Raw genomic sequence first — 15,036 nt, 5'->3', positions numbered from 1 at the left:
AAGAACCGGAGCAGACTTGAATCTCTCTAACCGGAATGGATTTGAATCATTCTAAGACACGACAGGGCTCGCGCGTGTGCGCGAGCCCTGAACCTCGTGACCTGCTTGTCGCGTCTGCGCGTCAAATGGCCGTGCGATCGTCGCCTAAGGCTGCAGCCGTCGTCCTGTCACATCTCAGGTGTACGGTTCGCCGTAGGCCGCGCGATGCGCCTCACGACAACGCCAGGCTGATCGGCGTCTTGCCGACCACTCCCGTGCTCACGCCGTCGCGGGCCATGGATTCGATCGTGCCCCAGTTCTCGCGAAATATCCGCGCCGCCTCGTTGGCGCTTTCCGCCTGGATCGTCAGACTGCACGCGCGCCTCGTGCCGTTGCTGGCGAGCTGGAAGTAGAGAACATATCCAGACGATTCCGCACTCCGTGCGGCCAGCGGTGCCTGCTGCATGTAGGTTTTCCCCAAAGTGTTTTTGTTGCGCCACCCGCAGGCAGGATTTGACAGGGATGCGGCACAGTCGTGGTCGCGATCGAGCTAAGCTGAACGTTTGTTCATTTTGTTGGCCGGTGTTGCCAGGATTCAACACCGGGTGGAACTTGCCGTAGCTCGGCACTGCAACTAAGCCGCGATCGCGGCATCAGCTCAACCGTCGTGGCGTCTACGCATCGCCCTCTGGATGGACCATCAGCGTCTCTTGGATCGCGGTGGCGAGCATCGCGCCGTCACGGTCGTGGACGCGCGCGATCGACAGCCCGCGGCCGCCATCCGCGCATGGGCTCTCGGTTTCGACATGCATCCAGGCGTCAGGCGAAAATACGCGATGAAACCAGATGCAATGGTTGAGGCTCGACAGATAGAGTGGCGCGCGCGACTGCAGATCGCCGAGATGGCCGCCGACGCTGGAGAAGTTGAGCCACCAGTCCGAGAGATAGGCGAACACCGCGGCCTGGGCGCGAGAAGCAGTGGTGAGCGGCTGCCTGGATCTGATCCAGAAGCGCAGGCGCGGCTCTGCCGTCGCGGCCGAGAGCTGACGTTCGATCTCGGGGATGCGGAAATCCATGCTGGGCTTGATGTGCTGGGAATAAGGACCGAGCGGTCGCAACTGCGCCATCAGCCCGTCGGGGATCATGGTCAGATCTGGCAGGCTTTCCGGATCCTCTGAGGGGGTGAATGGCGCTGCGTGCCGCGGACCCGGTTGCGCTGCGCAGAACGTGGCCTGCGCGCTCAGGACCGTGCGCCCGTTGCCCTGGCTGCCCACGACGTGGCGTGAGGAGAACCGCTTACCGTCCTGCAGGACCTGCGCGTCGAACGTGATGCGGCGGCCGGGATCGGCACCGCGCAGGAACAGGAGCTGCAGCATCGCGGCGGGACGATCTTCGGGCGCGCTGAGGGTCGCGGCCATCATCGCCTGGCCAAGGATCTGGCCGCCATAGGACCGGCCATTGAGATTGCCGTCGCCGAAGCGGCTGCGATAGCGGAGCGGGGCGATCGTCTCGAGCGAGACCAGCGCCTCGGCTGCCTGATTGTCCCATTGATCGCAAGTGAATTCGCTGCCTTCCGCGACGCGCTTGCGTTGCCCGTCCATTCCGATCACATCGCTGGAAATTTCTGTGGTCCGGGATAGAGCGGATAGCCGGCGGCGACACCGTATTCGCTGATGCCAAATCCGGTCTCGTTGCCGCTCTCGAGCCGGACGACATGATCCGACAGCGTCCGTGCGATGGCGCGCGTCGCCGCATCGTCGAGGTTCCAGATGTCGTGCCCGGCATGGCTCTCGCCGCGGTCGTCGCCATGGGTCCAGCCTTGCAGGCCGCCATACATGCCGGCCTTCAGATAGAATCGCGTCGGCAGTCCATGCATCCTGACGCGGCGCGGCTCGCCGCGATCGAATGTGAAGGTGAAGTCGGCCGACGCGATGGTCTGACCGAGCGGATCGTCAGCCCACTCGATCTTGTGCTCCAGCGAGGTCACCTCGCGATGCGACACCGATCCGTCGGCTTCGCGGTGGAACTCGGTGCCCGAGAGGTAATGCGGCTTGCCCGGCGCGCGCTCCTTGATGAAGATCGATAGCGCCGACTCCGGGAACTGGAACATCGACCAGGTCCAGAAGAAATTGCGATGGGTCGCGACCGGCGGCCTGGTCTCGTCGGTGCGCATCTCGGATCGCAGGCCCCAGGAGCGGTCGCGCTGCCCCCACCACAGCTCGGGCTCGATCTCGTAACGCTTGCCGTCGGCGACGATCCAGCCGCGCCAGCGGCCGAATTGCGAGACGCGCGCGAGGTCTTCCTCGACGACACCGTTGCGCTCGCGAAAATTCTGCTTCTCCTGCGCCGCCGGAAAGCTCGCCTTGAATTCGAGCGCGAAGCTGATGCCGGACGGATTGTCGGCGAGCGAGATCCTATGCAGGCTGTTACCCTCGACGATCTCGATCCTGAGCCCGCCGACTTCCGTCTCCAGCGGACGGGTCCCGAGCCGGCGCGAGGCACGGAAATTGTGCTGACGCCGGCCGATGGTGATGCCGGCAAAGCCGTCGATCACGTTGCGGTTCGGGTAATAGCCGAGCCCGATGTCGATCAGCAGTTCGCTGCCGTCGATCGGATGCGCGGTGTACCAGTAGCGTTCGGTGAACCTTGCATCGCCGCCGCCTGCCTTGGCAAACGGCTGCGGCGTCTGGTGGCCGATGAGATCGTCCTGGGCTGTCAGCATTGTTCTTGTCCTTGTGTTTGAGCCGGTTCGGTCGGATGGGTAGCGCGGGATCAGTCCTTGGCCGGGCCGGCGCCCACGATGTCGCCGAACAGCACCCAGGTCTTGCCGTCGAAGCGGGCGAAACGGCGCTCGGTGATCGCCGCGTAGTCCTGCGGCGCGGTCTGGATCGTGATGCCCGGGAGCAGCATCGGCAGCTCGATGCCGCTGAGATTGGTGGCCTGCTTCAGCACGTTCTCCCGCGTGAGGTTGTCGCCGCAGCGCTGCAGGATGATCGCGCCGAGCTGGGCCGTGGTGTAGCCGGTCACCGCGATCACGTCGTTCGGATCCATCCCCGGCATATATTTCGCGGCGAAGGCGAGATAGTCGGTCATGCCCTTGTCATTGGCCCACGCCGGATCGTTCGGCGTCTTGTAGGAAGTCGTGGTCAGGATGCCGGTGGAGGCCTCGATGCCTGCCGGCACCAGCACGCCGGCGATCGAATTCGCGGTCGAGCCGAGGAAGATCAGCGGTTTCCAGCCGAGCTCGTGGATCTTGCGGATCGCCATCGAGGCGAACTTGTTCTGTGCGGCGATCAGGATCGTATCGGCGCCTGATGCTTTCAGGTTCACGATCTGGGAATCGATCGTGGGCTCGGTCGACTGATACATCGCCTCCTTGACGATCATGGTGTCGGCCTTGGCGCCGAGCCCTTCCTTCAGGCCAAGCACAAAGTCCTTGCCGATGTCGTCGGCCTGCAGCAGCACGCCGATCCTGGCATCCGGCTTCTCGCGCAGCACGTAGCGCGCGATGATCCGGGACTCGTTGACGTAGGTCGGCGAGTAGGGCGTCGTCCAGGGGAACTGATTGGGATCGTTCCAGCGGGTGCCGCCACTCTGCACCAGCAGATGCGGAACGCCATTGCTGTTGAGATATTTCTGGATCGCGGCGTTGGTCGGCGTGCCGAACGGCGCCATGATCGCGAGCACCTTGTTGTTCTCGACCAGCGCGCGCGTCACTTCGACGGTCTTGGGCGGGCTATAGGCGTCGTCGCGGGTCAGGAAGTTGATGTGGCGGCCATTGATGCCGCCTTTCTCGTTCAGCATCGTGAAATAGGCGAGCATCGTTTTCGGGAAGCTCGCATAGATCGATGCCGGTCCGCTGTAGGGCGCGTTGGCGCCGAGCAGGATCTCGCTGTCACTGACCCCCGGGCCATAGGCCTTCTGGGCATTCGCCGTTCCGAGCGCGCCGGTGAGCGCGAACGCCCACACCGCAAGCGTGACGATTGGCTTCCGCATCTTCCCCTCCCATGACGCCCTCTTTTGCGGGGCTGGTTGATCCGGCGATGGAAGCCTTGAAAGGCTTTACCCCTCGCATCCGCTATGCAATAATAGACCGTCTGTCCGGATTATCAACTGGAATCTACGGACGGCGTATCGGCCTCATGCGTGACGGAAACATCCGCAGGCGTGCGCGGCCGCATGACGGTGTGGAGGAAACATGAAGCTGACGCAGGCGCTGATCGCGGCGGTGCAATTGCGCAAGGACGCACCCGGCACCATCCACGCCGGACGGTCGCGGAGCTGGAAGGAGATCGGCCATCGCGTCGCCTGTGCCGCGGGCGGGCTGCGACGGCTCGGCGTCGATGCCGGCGATCGCGTCGCCATCCTCGCGCACAACAGCGACCTCTATATCGAGGCGCTCTATGCCGTCGCCTGGGCTGGCGCGGTCGCGGTGCCGCTCAACACGCGCTGGGCGGTCGCCGAGAACGCCTATGCGATTGACGATTCCACGCCAAAACTGTTGCTGGTCGACAAGGCCTTCGCCGAGATTGCGTCCGCGCTGCGCGGCGCAAAATCACTCAGCGCAATGGTCTATCTCGATGAGGGGCAAGTGCCCGACGGTATGCAAAGCTATGACGAGCTCATAGCGCATGCGCCGATCGAGGACGCCTCCGGCGCCTACAACGATCTCGCGGGCATCTTCTACACCGGCGGTACCACCGGGTTTCCCAAGGGCGTGATGCTGTCACATGCCAACATCATCTATGAATCGCTGGTCTGGATCTATGCGCTCCGGTTCCGTGAAGATACCCGGTATCTGCACTCGGCCGGCATGTTCCATCTGGCCGGCACCTCGCCGATGATCGCGCTGACCCTGGTCGGTGGCACGCACGTGACCATCGCGAAATTCGAGCCCGAGCTCGCGATGAAGACCATCGCCGAGCACAAGGTGGATTACTGCCTGTTTGTGCCGACCATGCTCAACATGATGCTCAATCATCCATCCTTCGGCACATATGATCTGAGCAGCGTCAAGGATTGCGAATATGGCGCCTCGCCGATGCCCGACGCGCTGCTGGTCAAGCTGATGCGCGTGCTGCCGAGCTGGCGCTTTCACCAGGGCTACGGCATGACCGAAAGCGCAGCGCTGGCGACCATCCTGCCGTGGGAGTATCACGCGCTGGAAGGGCCGCTGGCGGGCAAGCGCAAATCGGCGGGGCGGGCAGCGCCAGGCGTTGAAATCCGCATCATCGATCCCGCGGGCAATGAGGTGCCGCGCGGGACGGTGGGCGAGATCGCGATCCGCGGCGCCGGCGTGATGCTCGGCTATTGGCGCAAGCCTGAGGAAAGCGCGCGCGTGCTGCGCAACGGATGGCTGCACACCGGCGACGGCGCCTGGATGGACGAGGACGGGTTTGTCTATATCGTCGACCGACTGAAGGACATGATCGTCTCGGGCGGCGAGAACGTCTATTCCGGCGAGGTGGAGAACGCCATCTTCCAGCACGAGCACGTCAAGGAATGCGCCGTAATCGCGGTGCCCGATCCGCAATGGGGCGAAGCGGTGCACGCCATTGTGGTGCCGAAGGACGGCAGGAGTCTCGATTCCGAAATGGTGATCGCGCACTGCCGCACCTTGATCGCCGGTTACAAGTGCCCGCGTTCTGTCGATATCCGCCTCGAGCCATTGCCGCTGACCGGCTCCGGCAAGATCATGAAGTCGGCGCTGCGCGAGGAGAAGTGGCAAGGCTATACGAGGTCGGTCAATTGATGCAGGAGGCTGCGAAACGATCCGATGATGCACCGGCCGCGCCGGAGCCTGTTCGCCCGGTCGCGGTGGATGACGATACAGTGCGGGCCGCACTGGCGCAGCATCTGTCGCGGATATCCGGGAGCCGGACGGAGATTGTCGGCTTCGGCCGCAAATCATCGGGTTTCTCCTGGATCACCTATGCGTTCGTGGCCCGCACTGCGGCTGAAGGCGACCGCAAACTGATCCTGCGCGTCGGTCCACCGAGCGGGCTGTTTGCGCCTTACTCGGTGCTGCCCCAGGTTTATGCGCTGCAGTCGCTGGCCGGCAGCGGCGTACCGGTGCCGGCGTTGGTGTCATCAGAACAGGATGGCGCCGAGATCGGCTTTCCGTTCTTCATCTGCGCGCATGTCGAGGGCGACGTGCCGGCGCCCTGGGCGGCGAGCGAACTCGATCCGGACCACAAGCGCGCGGTCGCCCGGCAGTTCATCGAGATCCTCGCGTCGCTGCACCGGATCGACCCGGGCTCGACCCCATTTGCTTCGCTGCAGCTGGGCGGGGAACGCGCCGAGCTGCGTGCGATCGCCGGCTGGCGCGCTTCTCTCGCGCGTCCCACTGCGCGCTATTATCCGCTGCTTGATTGGGGCGGGCGCTGGCTGCGCGACAATTGTCCGCAGCCGCCGCGCCGTGCCATTGTGCATGGCGACTACCGGATCGGAAACTTCATCGAGCACCAGGGGCGGATCGCCGCCATTCTGGATTGGGAGCTGACTCATCTCGGCGATCCCCACGAGGATCTGGCCTGGGCGCTGATGCCGACCTTCAACGCCAGGAGCCGCAAGCTCTATGGCGTGCTCGAGCGCGCGGAGGTGATCGATCTCTATCAGCGTGCCTCCGGCATTGTCGTCTCGGACAAGAGTCTTGCCTTTTATGAGGCCTATGCGCTGTATCAGGCAGCCGCGATCCAGATGTGCGCGGTGCGCGCCTTCGAGGTCGATCGTTTTAACGACATGCGGCTTGCGGTGATGGCAAGCCAGATGCCCTCGATCGTGCGGGCCTTCGAGCGCGCATTGGAGGCCGCGGCATGAGTGCATCCTTCGAGCGGTTGATCGACGGCATAATCGATGCGCTGCAAAGCCACGTCGTGCCGAACAGCAATGACGATTTCGTTCGCGGGCAGGTGTTCTCTGCAGTCTACGCGCTGAACGGGCTGAAGCTCGCAGCCGACTGGAAGGCCGGGCCGCTGCTCGAGCAAGTGCGTCTGCAGGACGATACTTTCGCGATGGTCGAGCGACTGGCCGGCAGCATGACGCATCCGGAGGTTCCTTCGACGCCGCGCATCCAGGGCGGCCCGTCCGACGTTGCCGCGATCGAGGCATTGCGCGACGATGGCGACCGGCGGCTGGGGCAACTTCTGCTCTGGGCGAGCGGGGAGCACGCACGGGCGGCTAATCCCAATGCTGCGACCGAGATCGAGCGCCTGCTGCGGCGGGCGATTTGCGACCAGCTCAAGATCGAGCTTGCGACGACGCCGAAGTCGATGCTGCAGCAGATCGCGGGTGGCGAGCGCGACGGTGGTGCGGCGCAGGGCTAGCGTGGTTTCGTCGCCGACCGCCGCCGGGATGCATCGTTGCACGCCTTCCGCGACCAGCGGCGACGCTCACGAAGAAGCTTGCCGGTCCATGGCGCTCATGCTATTAATTCACCGAACGGTCGTTCGGATTATTATTGAATGGCCGATAGACATCCGCGGCAAGCGGCCGGCGAGGGAGACGGAGCGATGAACATGATGACCGGCGTCCCGCCATGGGAGCGGCTGATCCGGCCCGACCGGGTGCACGGATCGCTCTACACCGACCCTGACATCTTCGAGGCCGAGCTCAAGAACATCTGGTACCGCACCTGGGTCTATGTCGGGCATGAGAGCGAGGTCCCGAACGCCAACGACTACGTCGTCAAGTCGATCGGCCCGCAATCCGTGATCATGACGCGCGACGAGCAGGGCAAGGTCAATCTGCTACTCAACCGCTGCTCGCATCGCGGCAACCAGGTCTGCTCCTATGACCGCGGCAATGCCCGCGCGTTCACCTGTCCGTTCCACTCCTGGACTTTTGCCAATGACGGCCGCCTGGTCGGTTATGCCTTCCCCGACGGCTATGAGGGGCAGGACAAGTCGCAGCTCGCGCTCGGGCGGGTGACGCGCGTCGAGTCTTACCGCGGCTTCGTGTTCGGCTCGTTCGCGGCCGATGGCCCGACGCTGAAGGAGCATCTCGGCGGCGCCGCCGAGACCATCGATCGCCTGGTGCGCACCTCGCCGGAGGGCGAGGTCGAGATCACGGCGGGCTTCCTCAAGCATCGCGTCAAGGCGAACTGGAAGTTCATCCTGGAGAACGAGTGTGACGGCTATCACCCGGCCTTCGTGCACACCTCGATCTTCGGCGTCGCCGACAGCATGATCGGCAAACTCTATGGCGGCGCCTCGACCGCGCTGACGCGCGACTACGGCAACGGCCATACCGAGATCGACCTGCGACCCGAGTTCCGCAAGCGCGATGCACCGATGAGCTGGTTCGGCACCAGCGAGGACCGGCTGCCGGACTACACGGCGCGCATGAAGGCCGCCCATGGCGACACCGCCGCGCGGGAGATCATGATCGACGGCACGCCGCATGTGATGATCTTCCCGAACCTGTTCATCGCCGAGATCCAGATGTTCGTGATCCAGCCGCTCGGCGTCGACGACAGCGTGCAGCACGTCACCGCGTTGCAGTTCAAGGGAGCGCCCGATCTGAACCGAAGGCTGCGCCAGCAGACCATGGGCTCGGTCGGCCCAGCCGGTTTCCTGCTCGCGGACGATTCCGAAATGTACGAGCGCTGCCATCGCGGCGTGCTGGCGCGCAATCCCGAGTGGATCTTCCTCGGCCGCGGCGAGAAGCGCGAGCGGCAGGACGAACTCGGCTTCACGGTCGGCCACGTCACCGACGAGGTGCCGTCGCGCGGCATCTGGACCCATTATCGCAAGTTGATGGAGCCTAGCTGATGCTGTCGCGCGAGAGCAGCGCCACGTTGATGAGCGCCATCACCGCCTTCCTTTATCGCGAGGCGCGGCTGCAGGACGAGCATCAATACGAGGCCTGGGAAAAGCTCTGGACCGACGACGGCGTCTATTGGGTGCCGGCCAACGGCGCCGACATCGACCCGGAACGGCAGATGTCGATCATCTACGACAACCGCTCGCGGATCGCGCTGCGCGTCCGGCAGCTGATGACCGGCAAGCACTTCACCCAGACGCCGCAGTCGAATTTGCGCCGGCTGATCTCCAATATCGAATTGATGGATGACCAGCCTGATGATGGCGACATCGCGGTCGCCAGCAACAGCCTCATCTTCGAATCGAGCCTGCGTGACGACACGCTGTGGGCGGCGCGCAATGAATACCGGCTGCGCCATGTCGATGGCGAATTGCGGATGGCCGCCAAGAAGGTCATCCTCGTCAACAACGACAAGGCGATCTACACGCTCTCGTTCCTGGTCTAGAGGAAAACACGCCATGATCGACAAGGGCCCCGTTCTGCTCGACATCACCGACGGCATCGCGCGGCTGCGGCTCAACCGCCCCGATGCGGCCAACGGCATGAGTGTCGAGCTGCTCCGCGCGCTGTGCGATGCCATCATGGTCTGTCATGGTCATTCCGATCTGCGCGTCGTGCTGCTGAGCGGCGAGGGTACCAATTTCTGCGCCGGTGGCGACGTCCGCGCCTTCGCCTCCAAGGGCGAGAAGCTGCCGGACTATATCCGTCAGGCGACGGCGTATCTGCAGAATGCGGTGACTGGATTGCTGCGGCTGGAGGCGCCGGTCATATCATCGGTGCAGGGCTTTGCGGCGGGCGGCGGCGGCTTCGGCCTGGTCTGCGCTTCCGATATCGTGATCGCGGCGGAATCGGCAAAGTTCCTCGCCGGCGCGACGCGGGTGGCGATGGCGCCGGATGCCGGCGTCTCCGTTACGCTGTCGCGGTTGGTCGGCCTGCGGCGGGCGATGTCGATCCTGTTGACCAACCCGGTGATCCCGGCTGCCGAAGCGTTGCAGATCGGCATCGTCACCAGGGTCGTGCCCGATGCCGAGCTCGCCGATGCATCGCTCGCGCTGGCCCGCGAGCTTGCGGCCGGCGCGCCGAAGGCGCTGGCGGCGACCAAGCGGCTGATCTGGGCCGGCACCGGCACCAGCATCGAGCAGTGCCTGTCGGAAGAGGCGCGCACCGTCGCCGAACTCTCGGGGATGGCCGATGCACGCGAAGGCCTCGCCGCGGTGATCGAGCGGCGCCAGCCCGTATTCACGGGGCGCTGAGGTGGCGACCTTGCCATTCGGACGTCTCGATGGCCGCCGCGCCTTCGTCTCCGGCGGCGCGCGGGGCATCGGTGCTGCGATCGCGCGCAGCTTTGCCGGCGCGGGCGCCAGGATTGTGATCGCCGATCTCGATGTCGCCGCGGCCTCGGAGCTGGCGCGCGAGACCGGCGCCGGCGTTGCAGGATTAGACGTCAGCGATGCCACGGCAGTGCAGGCTGTGATGGCGCAGGACGGCCCGTTCGACATTGTCGTCAACAATGCCGGCATCGATCAGCACGCCTTCTTCACCGATACCACGACGGAGGATTGGGCGCGGCTGATCGCGGTCAATCTCACCTCGGTCTTGGCCTGCACCCACGCCGCGCTGCCGGCGATGCACGCGGCGCGCTTTGGCCGCATCATCAACGTCACCTCGGAAGCGGCGCGGCTCGGCTCAAAGGGCGGCGCGGTCTACTCCGCGGCCAAGGGCGGCGTGATCTCGTTCACCCGGAGCATCGCGCGGGAGAATGCACGCTATGGCATCACTGCGAACGCGATCGCGCCGGGACCGATCCGCACGCCGATGCTGGAGCAGGCGGTGGCAAAGGGCGGCGACAGAATCCTGCAGGCAATGACCGGCGCAACGCTGCTCGGCCGCCTCGGCGAGCCGGAGGAGGTCGCGGCTGCCGCGCTGTTCCTGGCTTCCGACCAGGCCGCCTATATCACCGGAGAGACGCTCGGCGTTTCCGGCGGCATGGGCATCGGCGGCTGAAATGGGCAGCGCGGACGACGATATCGCAATCACGCCGGTCGATCGCGCGATCGAGCGTTTGCGCGCGATCTATCGCGGCTGGACCCGCGATACATCGGTGGCGCAGATGCGCGACGACTGGGACGCCGCCTTTGCCGGCTGCTCGGTGCCGGTGACGCGCCAACCGGTCGCCGCCGGCGGGGTCGACGGCGAATGGCTCGTGCCGACGGGCGCATCGCGCGACAAGGTGATCCTCCATTTTCACGGCGGCGGTTTCCGTATCGGCTCGGTCGCGTCGCATCGCGACCTGGCCGCACGGATCGCCGATGCATCCGGCTGCCGCGTGCTCTCGATCAATTACCGGCTTGCCCCGGAGCATCGTTTCCCCGCGGCACTCGAGGATGCGCTGATTGCCTATCGATATCTGCGCGATCAGGGGCTGCATCCGGCGGATATCGCCTTCGCCGGGGATTCGGCCGGCGGCAATCTCGTGCTGTGCGCGATGCTGGCGGCGCGCGACCGTGGCTTGCCGCTGCCCGCCGCCGCCGCGCTGATGTCGCCCTGGACCGATCTTACCGCGAGCGGCGCGAGCTATCAGAGCAGGGCCGAGGCCGATCCGATCCACCAGCGCGCGATGATCCTGGCGCTGGCGAAGAACTACCTTGGCAAGGACGGCAATGTCCGCGATCCGCTGGCCTCGCCGCTTTATGCCGATCTCACCCGTCTGCCGCCGCTGCTGGTGCAGGTCGGCGACCGCGAGACCGTGCGCGACGATGCGACGGAACTGGCCGCCCGGGCGCAGGCTGCCGGTGTCGACGTCAAGCTCCAGGTGTGGGACGGCATGATCCACGTCTTCCAGATGTTCCCGGAGATTTCGCAGGCGCGCGAGGCGATCGCATCGCTGGCAGCTTTTTTGCGCAACCATCTTCACATCGGCCATGAGAGGGCGCCACAATGAACGTCATGACGTCGGATCCGCGCCAGCTCACTGAGGCCGAGTTCCACTTTTCGGAGCAGCCCAATCTGCCCGAGGAGCTGCGCATGCTGCGCGAGCAGGTGCGCCGCTTCGTCGAGAAGGAAGTAGTGCCGCATGCCGAGGCGTGGGAGCGCGACGGCAAGATCCCGCGCGAGATCTATCGCCGCATGGGCGCGCTCGGCTTTCTCGGCATGCGCCACGCGGTCGACCATGGCGGCACCGACATGGGGCCGCTGGCCTCGATGGTATTCGCCGAGGAGTTGGGGCGCTCCAGCTTCGGCGGTTTCACCTCGTCGATCCTCGTGCATACCGACATGTCGGCGGTGCACATCTCCTTGCGCGGTACGCCGGAACAGAAGCAGAAGTATTTGCCGGCGATTATCCGCGGCGAGACGGTCTGCTCGATCGCGGTGACCGAGCCCGATGCGGGCTCCGACGTCGCAGGCCTCAAGACGCGGGCGCGGCGCGACGGCGACAGCTGGGTGATCAACGGCGCAAAGATGTTCATCACCAACGCGGTCTATGGCGACATCCTGATCGTCGCCGCGCGGACCGACCCGCATGCCAAGGGCAGCCGCGGCATCTCGCTGTTCATCGTCGAGCGCAACACGCCGGGCATCACGGCGACCAAACTCGACAAGCATGGCTGGCTCTGCTCGGACACCGCCGAGATCGCGTTCCAGGACGTGCGCGTGCCGGCGGAAAACCTGCTCGGCGAGGAGAACAAGGGCTTCTATGGCATCATGGAGACCTTCCAGAACGAGCGCATCTGCATCGGCGGCATCTGCGCGGGCGAATCCGCCAAGGCGATCGAGCTGACGACGAATTACGTGAAGACGCGGCAGGCATTCGGCGGCCCGCTCTGGAATCAGCAGGGCGTGCGGCTGAAGCTCGCCCAGCTTGCCGCGAAGGCGGCGGCGGCGCGGGCGCTGGCCTATCAGGCCGCCGAGCTCGCGGCGGCCGGGCAGGATTGCCTGCGTGAGGTCTCGATGGTGAAGGCGCTGTCGCCCGAGGTGCTGCACGAGGTCGTGCATGGCTGCCTGCAACTGCACGGCGGCTCAGGCTTCATGCGCGGCACCCCGATCGAGCGCATGGTGCGCGACGCGCGGGTGCTGACGATCGGCGGCGGCGCCACCGAGGTGATGCTGGAGGAAGTGGCGAAAAGGATGTGACGCCGGCGCTCTTTCTTACCTCGCCCCGCTTGCGGGGAGAGGTCGGATCGCATCGTGAGATGCGATCCGGGTGAGGGGGAGTCTCCACGAGCGTTTCTGGCAGCGCGTCTGCGGATGCGGCCCCTCACCCCAACCCTCTCCCCGTAAGAACGGGGCGAGGGAGCAGACCTACGTCCGGGTCATGTCATTTCTGGGCACGAGCGCCCTGGCCGACAGTCTGCGCCGCAATGCCCGGCTTCAGCCGCCAGTCCTCGCCAAAATCCGCGAGCGGGTGGAAGAACAGCGGCTCGGTGGTCTCGAGCCGCCGCAGCCGTTCGGCATAGTCGTTGAGATAGCGGTGCCGCGTGGCCTCGTCGACGAAGTTCACTGAATACGACACGAACGGCGGCAGCACCTTGCAGCCCGCATAGGCCAGCATGCCGTTCTGGATCGGCCACAGCACCACATCGAGCGCACCGACCAGCCCGTCGGGCGCGCACATGCCGGGATAGGCGGCGGTCGAGGTCACGACCATGGCGCGGCGGCCGGCAAGGCCGCCGGTGTCGTAGCGGCGGCCGCTGCCGTAAATTGCGCCGTTGACGAACACGCGGTCGATCCAGCCTTTCATGATGGCGGGGACCGAGAACCACCACAGCGGAAACTGCAAGATCAGGAGGTCGCACCACAGCAGCTTCTCGATCTCGGCGGCGATGTCGCCGCTGAGCGCCCCGTGCTGCAGATTGTATTTCTGCTCGCGGTCATATTGCAGCCGGTCGGGAAACCGCCGCGCGCCAAAGTCTTCGGCGGTCGCTACCGGGTTGAACCGCATGGCGTAGAGATCGGAGATCCTGACCGTATGCCCGAGCGCGGTCAGTTCCGCCACCGACCGCGCCAGCAGTGCAGCGTTGAACGACCGCGCCTCCTGATGGGCAAAGACGATCAGGACCTTCATCTCTCTAGTTCACCGGCTTGAAGCTGAGCGTCGCGGCATCGGCCTGCATGATCTGCAGCTTCTGGTTCGAGAAGCGGACGCCGGGACCGAAGCTGATCGGCGCCATCACGCCGGTCTCGACATTCTTGGTCTTCTCCAGTTCCGAGATGGTGCAGGCCCAGGTCGGCTGCTTGCCACAGCGCTCGATTGCCGCGATCAAGACCTTCGCGGCGGCATAGCCGGTCATGGTGTAGCGGTTGATGCCCTTGAACTCGGCCTCCGACACCAGCGGCTTGGCCTTCTCCAGGAACGCCTTGCCCGCCGCGCCGGCGAATGGCTCGACATAGTCGACCGCGTAGATGCCATCGCCCGCCGGGCCCATCAGCTTCAGCACCGGCTCGATGCGGCCGGGCCAGAAGATGCCGGTCACCGGCTTGATGTTCAATTTCTCGAGCTCCTTTGTCATCGCGATATTCTCGGCGATGATGCCGCCGGCCAAAAACACCTCGGCGCCGGCATCCTTCAGCTGCAGCATGTCGGATGAGAAGTCCTGCTGGCCCTTCTTGTAGTTGCCGCTGTAGACGACGTTCAGCTTCTTGGCCTTGACCACGGAATCGAAGCCGTCGCGCACGGTGATGCCGTAATCGTCGTCCTGGGTGATCAGGCCCCATTTCTTGCCGGGGTTCCTGTCGGCGAGGAAGTTGACGAGATGGATGATTCCCTCCTCGTAGGATTGGCCGACCACGAACACGTTCTTGCGCGCCGGCTCCCACAGGAATTTGACCGGCGCGACGTCGATCACGGTCGGGATACCGGACTTCTCCAGCACCGGCATCACAGCGATCGACTGGCCCGAGCCGGAGATGCCGAGCATCGCGAAGACCTTGTCGACGTCGATCACCTTCTTGACGCCCTGGATGGTTCGCGCTGTGACGTAGCCGTCGTCCTCCAGCACATATTTGATCTTGCGGCCGTTGATGCCGCCGGCGGCGTTGGCTTCGGCGATCGCGATCTTGTGGCCGATCGAGGCGGCGACGCCCAGCAGCGCCGGCGGGCCGGTCAGCGGCTCCACGTCGCCGATCAGGATCTCGCTGTCGGTGATGCCGGGATCGGCGGCAGTAGCCGGGCCGGTCGCGAGACAGGCCGTGGAAAGCAGCAGCGCGGCCGCCGCCAGGTGTTTGATCATTGTCTCC

General features: G+C 65.1%; 15 protein-coding genes. 9 read left to right on the top strand and 6 right to left on the bottom strand.

What is annotated here, in order from left to right; all coding sequences use genetic code 11:
• Positions 1-211: 211 nt before the first annotated feature.
• From ACVWZM_RS07515 to ACVWZM_RS07500, 4 genes are all read right to left on the bottom strand, one after another.
• Positions 212-445, bottom strand: a complete 234-nt coding sequence (locus tag ACVWZM_RS07515; RefSeq protein WP_158074205.1) for a hypothetical protein — start codon at positions 443-445, stop codon at positions 212-214.
• Between the two features lie 208 nt (positions 446-653).
• On the bottom strand, positions 654-1,580 hold the full coding sequence (locus tag ACVWZM_RS07510; protein WP_168858850.1) for an acyl-CoA thioesterase: 927 nt from the start codon (positions 1,578-1,580) through the stop codon (positions 654-656).
• A 5-nt stretch (positions 1,581-1,585) separates the two neighbouring features.
• Entirely contained in the window at positions 1,586-2,701 is a 1,116-nt protein-coding gene (locus ACVWZM_RS07505; RefSeq protein WP_057018861.1) for a hypothetical protein, read from the bottom strand.
• A gap of 50 nt (positions 2,702-2,751) precedes the next feature.
• Positions 2,752-3,975, bottom strand: coding sequence for an ABC transporter substrate-binding protein (locus ACVWZM_RS07500; RefSeq protein ID WP_076829065.1), 1,224 nt, complete (start codon positions 3,973-3,975; stop codon positions 2,752-2,754).
• 202 nt (positions 3,976-4,177) lie between these two features.
• Here ACVWZM_RS07500 and ACVWZM_RS07495 point away from each other — a divergent pair, with 202 nt between their 5' ends.
• The 9 genes from ACVWZM_RS07495 (at position 4,178) to ACVWZM_RS07455 (ending at position 12,933) form a co-directional block, all read left to right on the top strand.
• Complete coding sequence (locus ACVWZM_RS07495) at positions 4,178-5,731, top strand: acyl-CoA synthetase (RefSeq protein ID WP_076829064.1); 1,554 nt, start codon at positions 4,178-4,180, stop codon at positions 5,729-5,731.
• On the top strand, positions 5,701-6,798 hold the full coding sequence (locus ACVWZM_RS07490) for a phosphotransferase family protein (protein WP_143270973.1): 1,098 nt from the start codon (positions 5,701-5,703) through the stop codon (positions 6,796-6,798). The genes ACVWZM_RS07495 and ACVWZM_RS07490 overlap by 31 nt, the downstream gene beginning before the upstream one ends.
• Positions 6,795-7,304 carry a hypothetical protein gene (locus ACVWZM_RS07485; RefSeq protein ID WP_253587681.1) on the top strand — a complete coding sequence of 170 codons (510 nt, stop codon included), beginning with the start codon at positions 6,795-6,797 and terminating at the stop codon, positions 7,302-7,304. The genes ACVWZM_RS07490 and ACVWZM_RS07485 overlap by 4 nt, the downstream gene beginning before the upstream one ends.
• 186 nt (positions 7,305-7,490) lie before the next feature.
• A complete protein-coding gene (locus ACVWZM_RS07480; RefSeq protein WP_168858852.1) occupies positions 7,491-8,750 on the top strand; it encodes an aromatic ring-hydroxylating oxygenase subunit alpha in 1,260 nt (419 codons plus the stop codon).
• On the top strand, positions 8,750-9,247 hold the full coding sequence (locus tag ACVWZM_RS07475) for an aromatic-ring-hydroxylating dioxygenase subunit beta (RefSeq protein ID WP_168858853.1): 498 nt from the start codon (positions 8,750-8,752) through the stop codon (positions 9,245-9,247). The genes ACVWZM_RS07480 and ACVWZM_RS07475 overlap by 1 nt, the downstream gene beginning before the upstream one ends.
• 13 nt (positions 9,248-9,260) lie before the next feature.
• Complete coding sequence (locus ACVWZM_RS07470; protein WP_057018855.1) at positions 9,261-10,055, top strand: enoyl-CoA hydratase/isomerase family protein; 795 nt, start codon at positions 9,261-9,263, stop codon at positions 10,053-10,055.
• Between the two features lies 1 nt (position 10,056).
• Complete coding sequence (locus ACVWZM_RS07465) at positions 10,057-10,806, top strand: SDR family NAD(P)-dependent oxidoreductase (protein ID WP_456852316.1); 750 nt, start codon at positions 10,057-10,059, stop codon at positions 10,804-10,806.
• A gap of 1 nt (position 10,807) precedes the next feature.
• A complete protein-coding gene (locus ACVWZM_RS07460) occupies positions 10,808-11,743 on the top strand; it encodes an alpha/beta hydrolase (RefSeq protein WP_168858855.1) in 936 nt (311 codons plus the stop codon).
• On the top strand, positions 11,740-12,933 hold the full coding sequence (locus ACVWZM_RS07455) for an acyl-CoA dehydrogenase family protein (protein WP_092083745.1): 1,194 nt from the start codon (positions 11,740-11,742) through the stop codon (positions 12,931-12,933). Before ACVWZM_RS07460 ends, ACVWZM_RS07455 begins: the two co-directional genes overlap by 4 nt.
• Positions 12,934-13,117: 184 nt before the next feature.
• On the opposite strand, the gene ACVWZM_RS07450 is transcribed toward ACVWZM_RS07455, so the two are convergent.
• Together ACVWZM_RS07450 and ACVWZM_RS07445 are read right to left on the bottom strand one after the other, a co-directional pair.
• Positions 13,118-13,864, bottom strand: a complete 747-nt coding sequence (locus ACVWZM_RS07450; protein ID WP_076829055.1) for an NAD(P)H-dependent oxidoreductase — start codon at positions 13,862-13,864, stop codon at positions 13,118-13,120.
• 4 nt (positions 13,865-13,868) lie between these two features.
• Complete coding sequence (locus ACVWZM_RS07445; RefSeq protein ID WP_076829054.1) at positions 13,869-15,029, bottom strand: ABC transporter substrate-binding protein; 1,161 nt, start codon at positions 15,027-15,029, stop codon at positions 13,869-13,871.
• Positions 15,030-15,036 lie beyond the last annotated feature (7 nt).

The sequence above is a fragment of the Bradyrhizobium sp. USDA 4501 genome (genome assembly GCF_054062115.1).
This window is presented reverse-complemented; position numbering and strand designations above follow the sequence as displayed.

Coding starts and splice junctions, on each gene's coding strand:
- ACVWZM_RS07515 (WP_158074205.1), bottom strand. CDS start 445: ATGCAGCAGGCACCGCTGGCCGCACGGAGTGCGGAATCGTCTGGATAT.
- ACVWZM_RS07510 (WP_168858850.1), bottom strand. CDS start 1,580: ATGGACGGGCAACGCAAGCGCGTCGCGGAAGGCAGCGAATTCACTTGC.
- ACVWZM_RS07505 (WP_057018861.1), bottom strand. CDS start 2,701: ATGCTGACAGCCCAGGACGATCTCATCGGCCACCAGACGCCGCAGCCG.
- ACVWZM_RS07500 (WP_076829065.1), bottom strand. CDS start 3,975: ATGCGGAAGCCAATCGTCACGCTTGCGGTGTGGGCGTTCGCGCTCACC.
- ACVWZM_RS07495 (WP_076829064.1), top strand. CDS start 4,178: ATGAAGCTGACGCAGGCGCTGATCGCGGCGGTGCAATTGCGCAAGGAC.
- ACVWZM_RS07485 (WP_253587681.1), top strand. CDS start 6,795: ATGAGTGCATCCTTCGAGCGGTTGATCGACGGCATAATCGATGCGCTG.
- ACVWZM_RS07480 (WP_168858852.1), top strand. CDS start 7,491: ATGAACATGATGACCGGCGTCCCGCCATGGGAGCGGCTGATCCGGCCC.
- ACVWZM_RS07475 (WP_168858853.1), top strand. CDS start 8,750: ATGCTGTCGCGCGAGAGCAGCGCCACGTTGATGAGCGCCATCACCGCC.
- ACVWZM_RS07470 (WP_057018855.1), top strand. CDS start 9,261: ATGATCGACAAGGGCCCCGTTCTGCTCGACATCACCGACGGCATCGCG.
- ACVWZM_RS07460 (WP_168858855.1), top strand. CDS start 10,808: ATGGGCAGCGCGGACGACGATATCGCAATCACGCCGGTCGATCGCGCG.
- ACVWZM_RS07455 (WP_092083745.1), top strand. CDS start 11,740: ATGAACGTCATGACGTCGGATCCGCGCCAGCTCACTGAGGCCGAGTTC.
- ACVWZM_RS07450 (WP_076829055.1), bottom strand. CDS start 13,864: ATGAAGGTCCTGATCGTCTTTGCCCATCAGGAGGCGCGGTCGTTCAAC.
- ACVWZM_RS07445 (WP_076829054.1), bottom strand. CDS start 15,029: ATGATCAAACACCTGGCGGCGGCCGCGCTGCTGCTTTCCACGGCCTGT.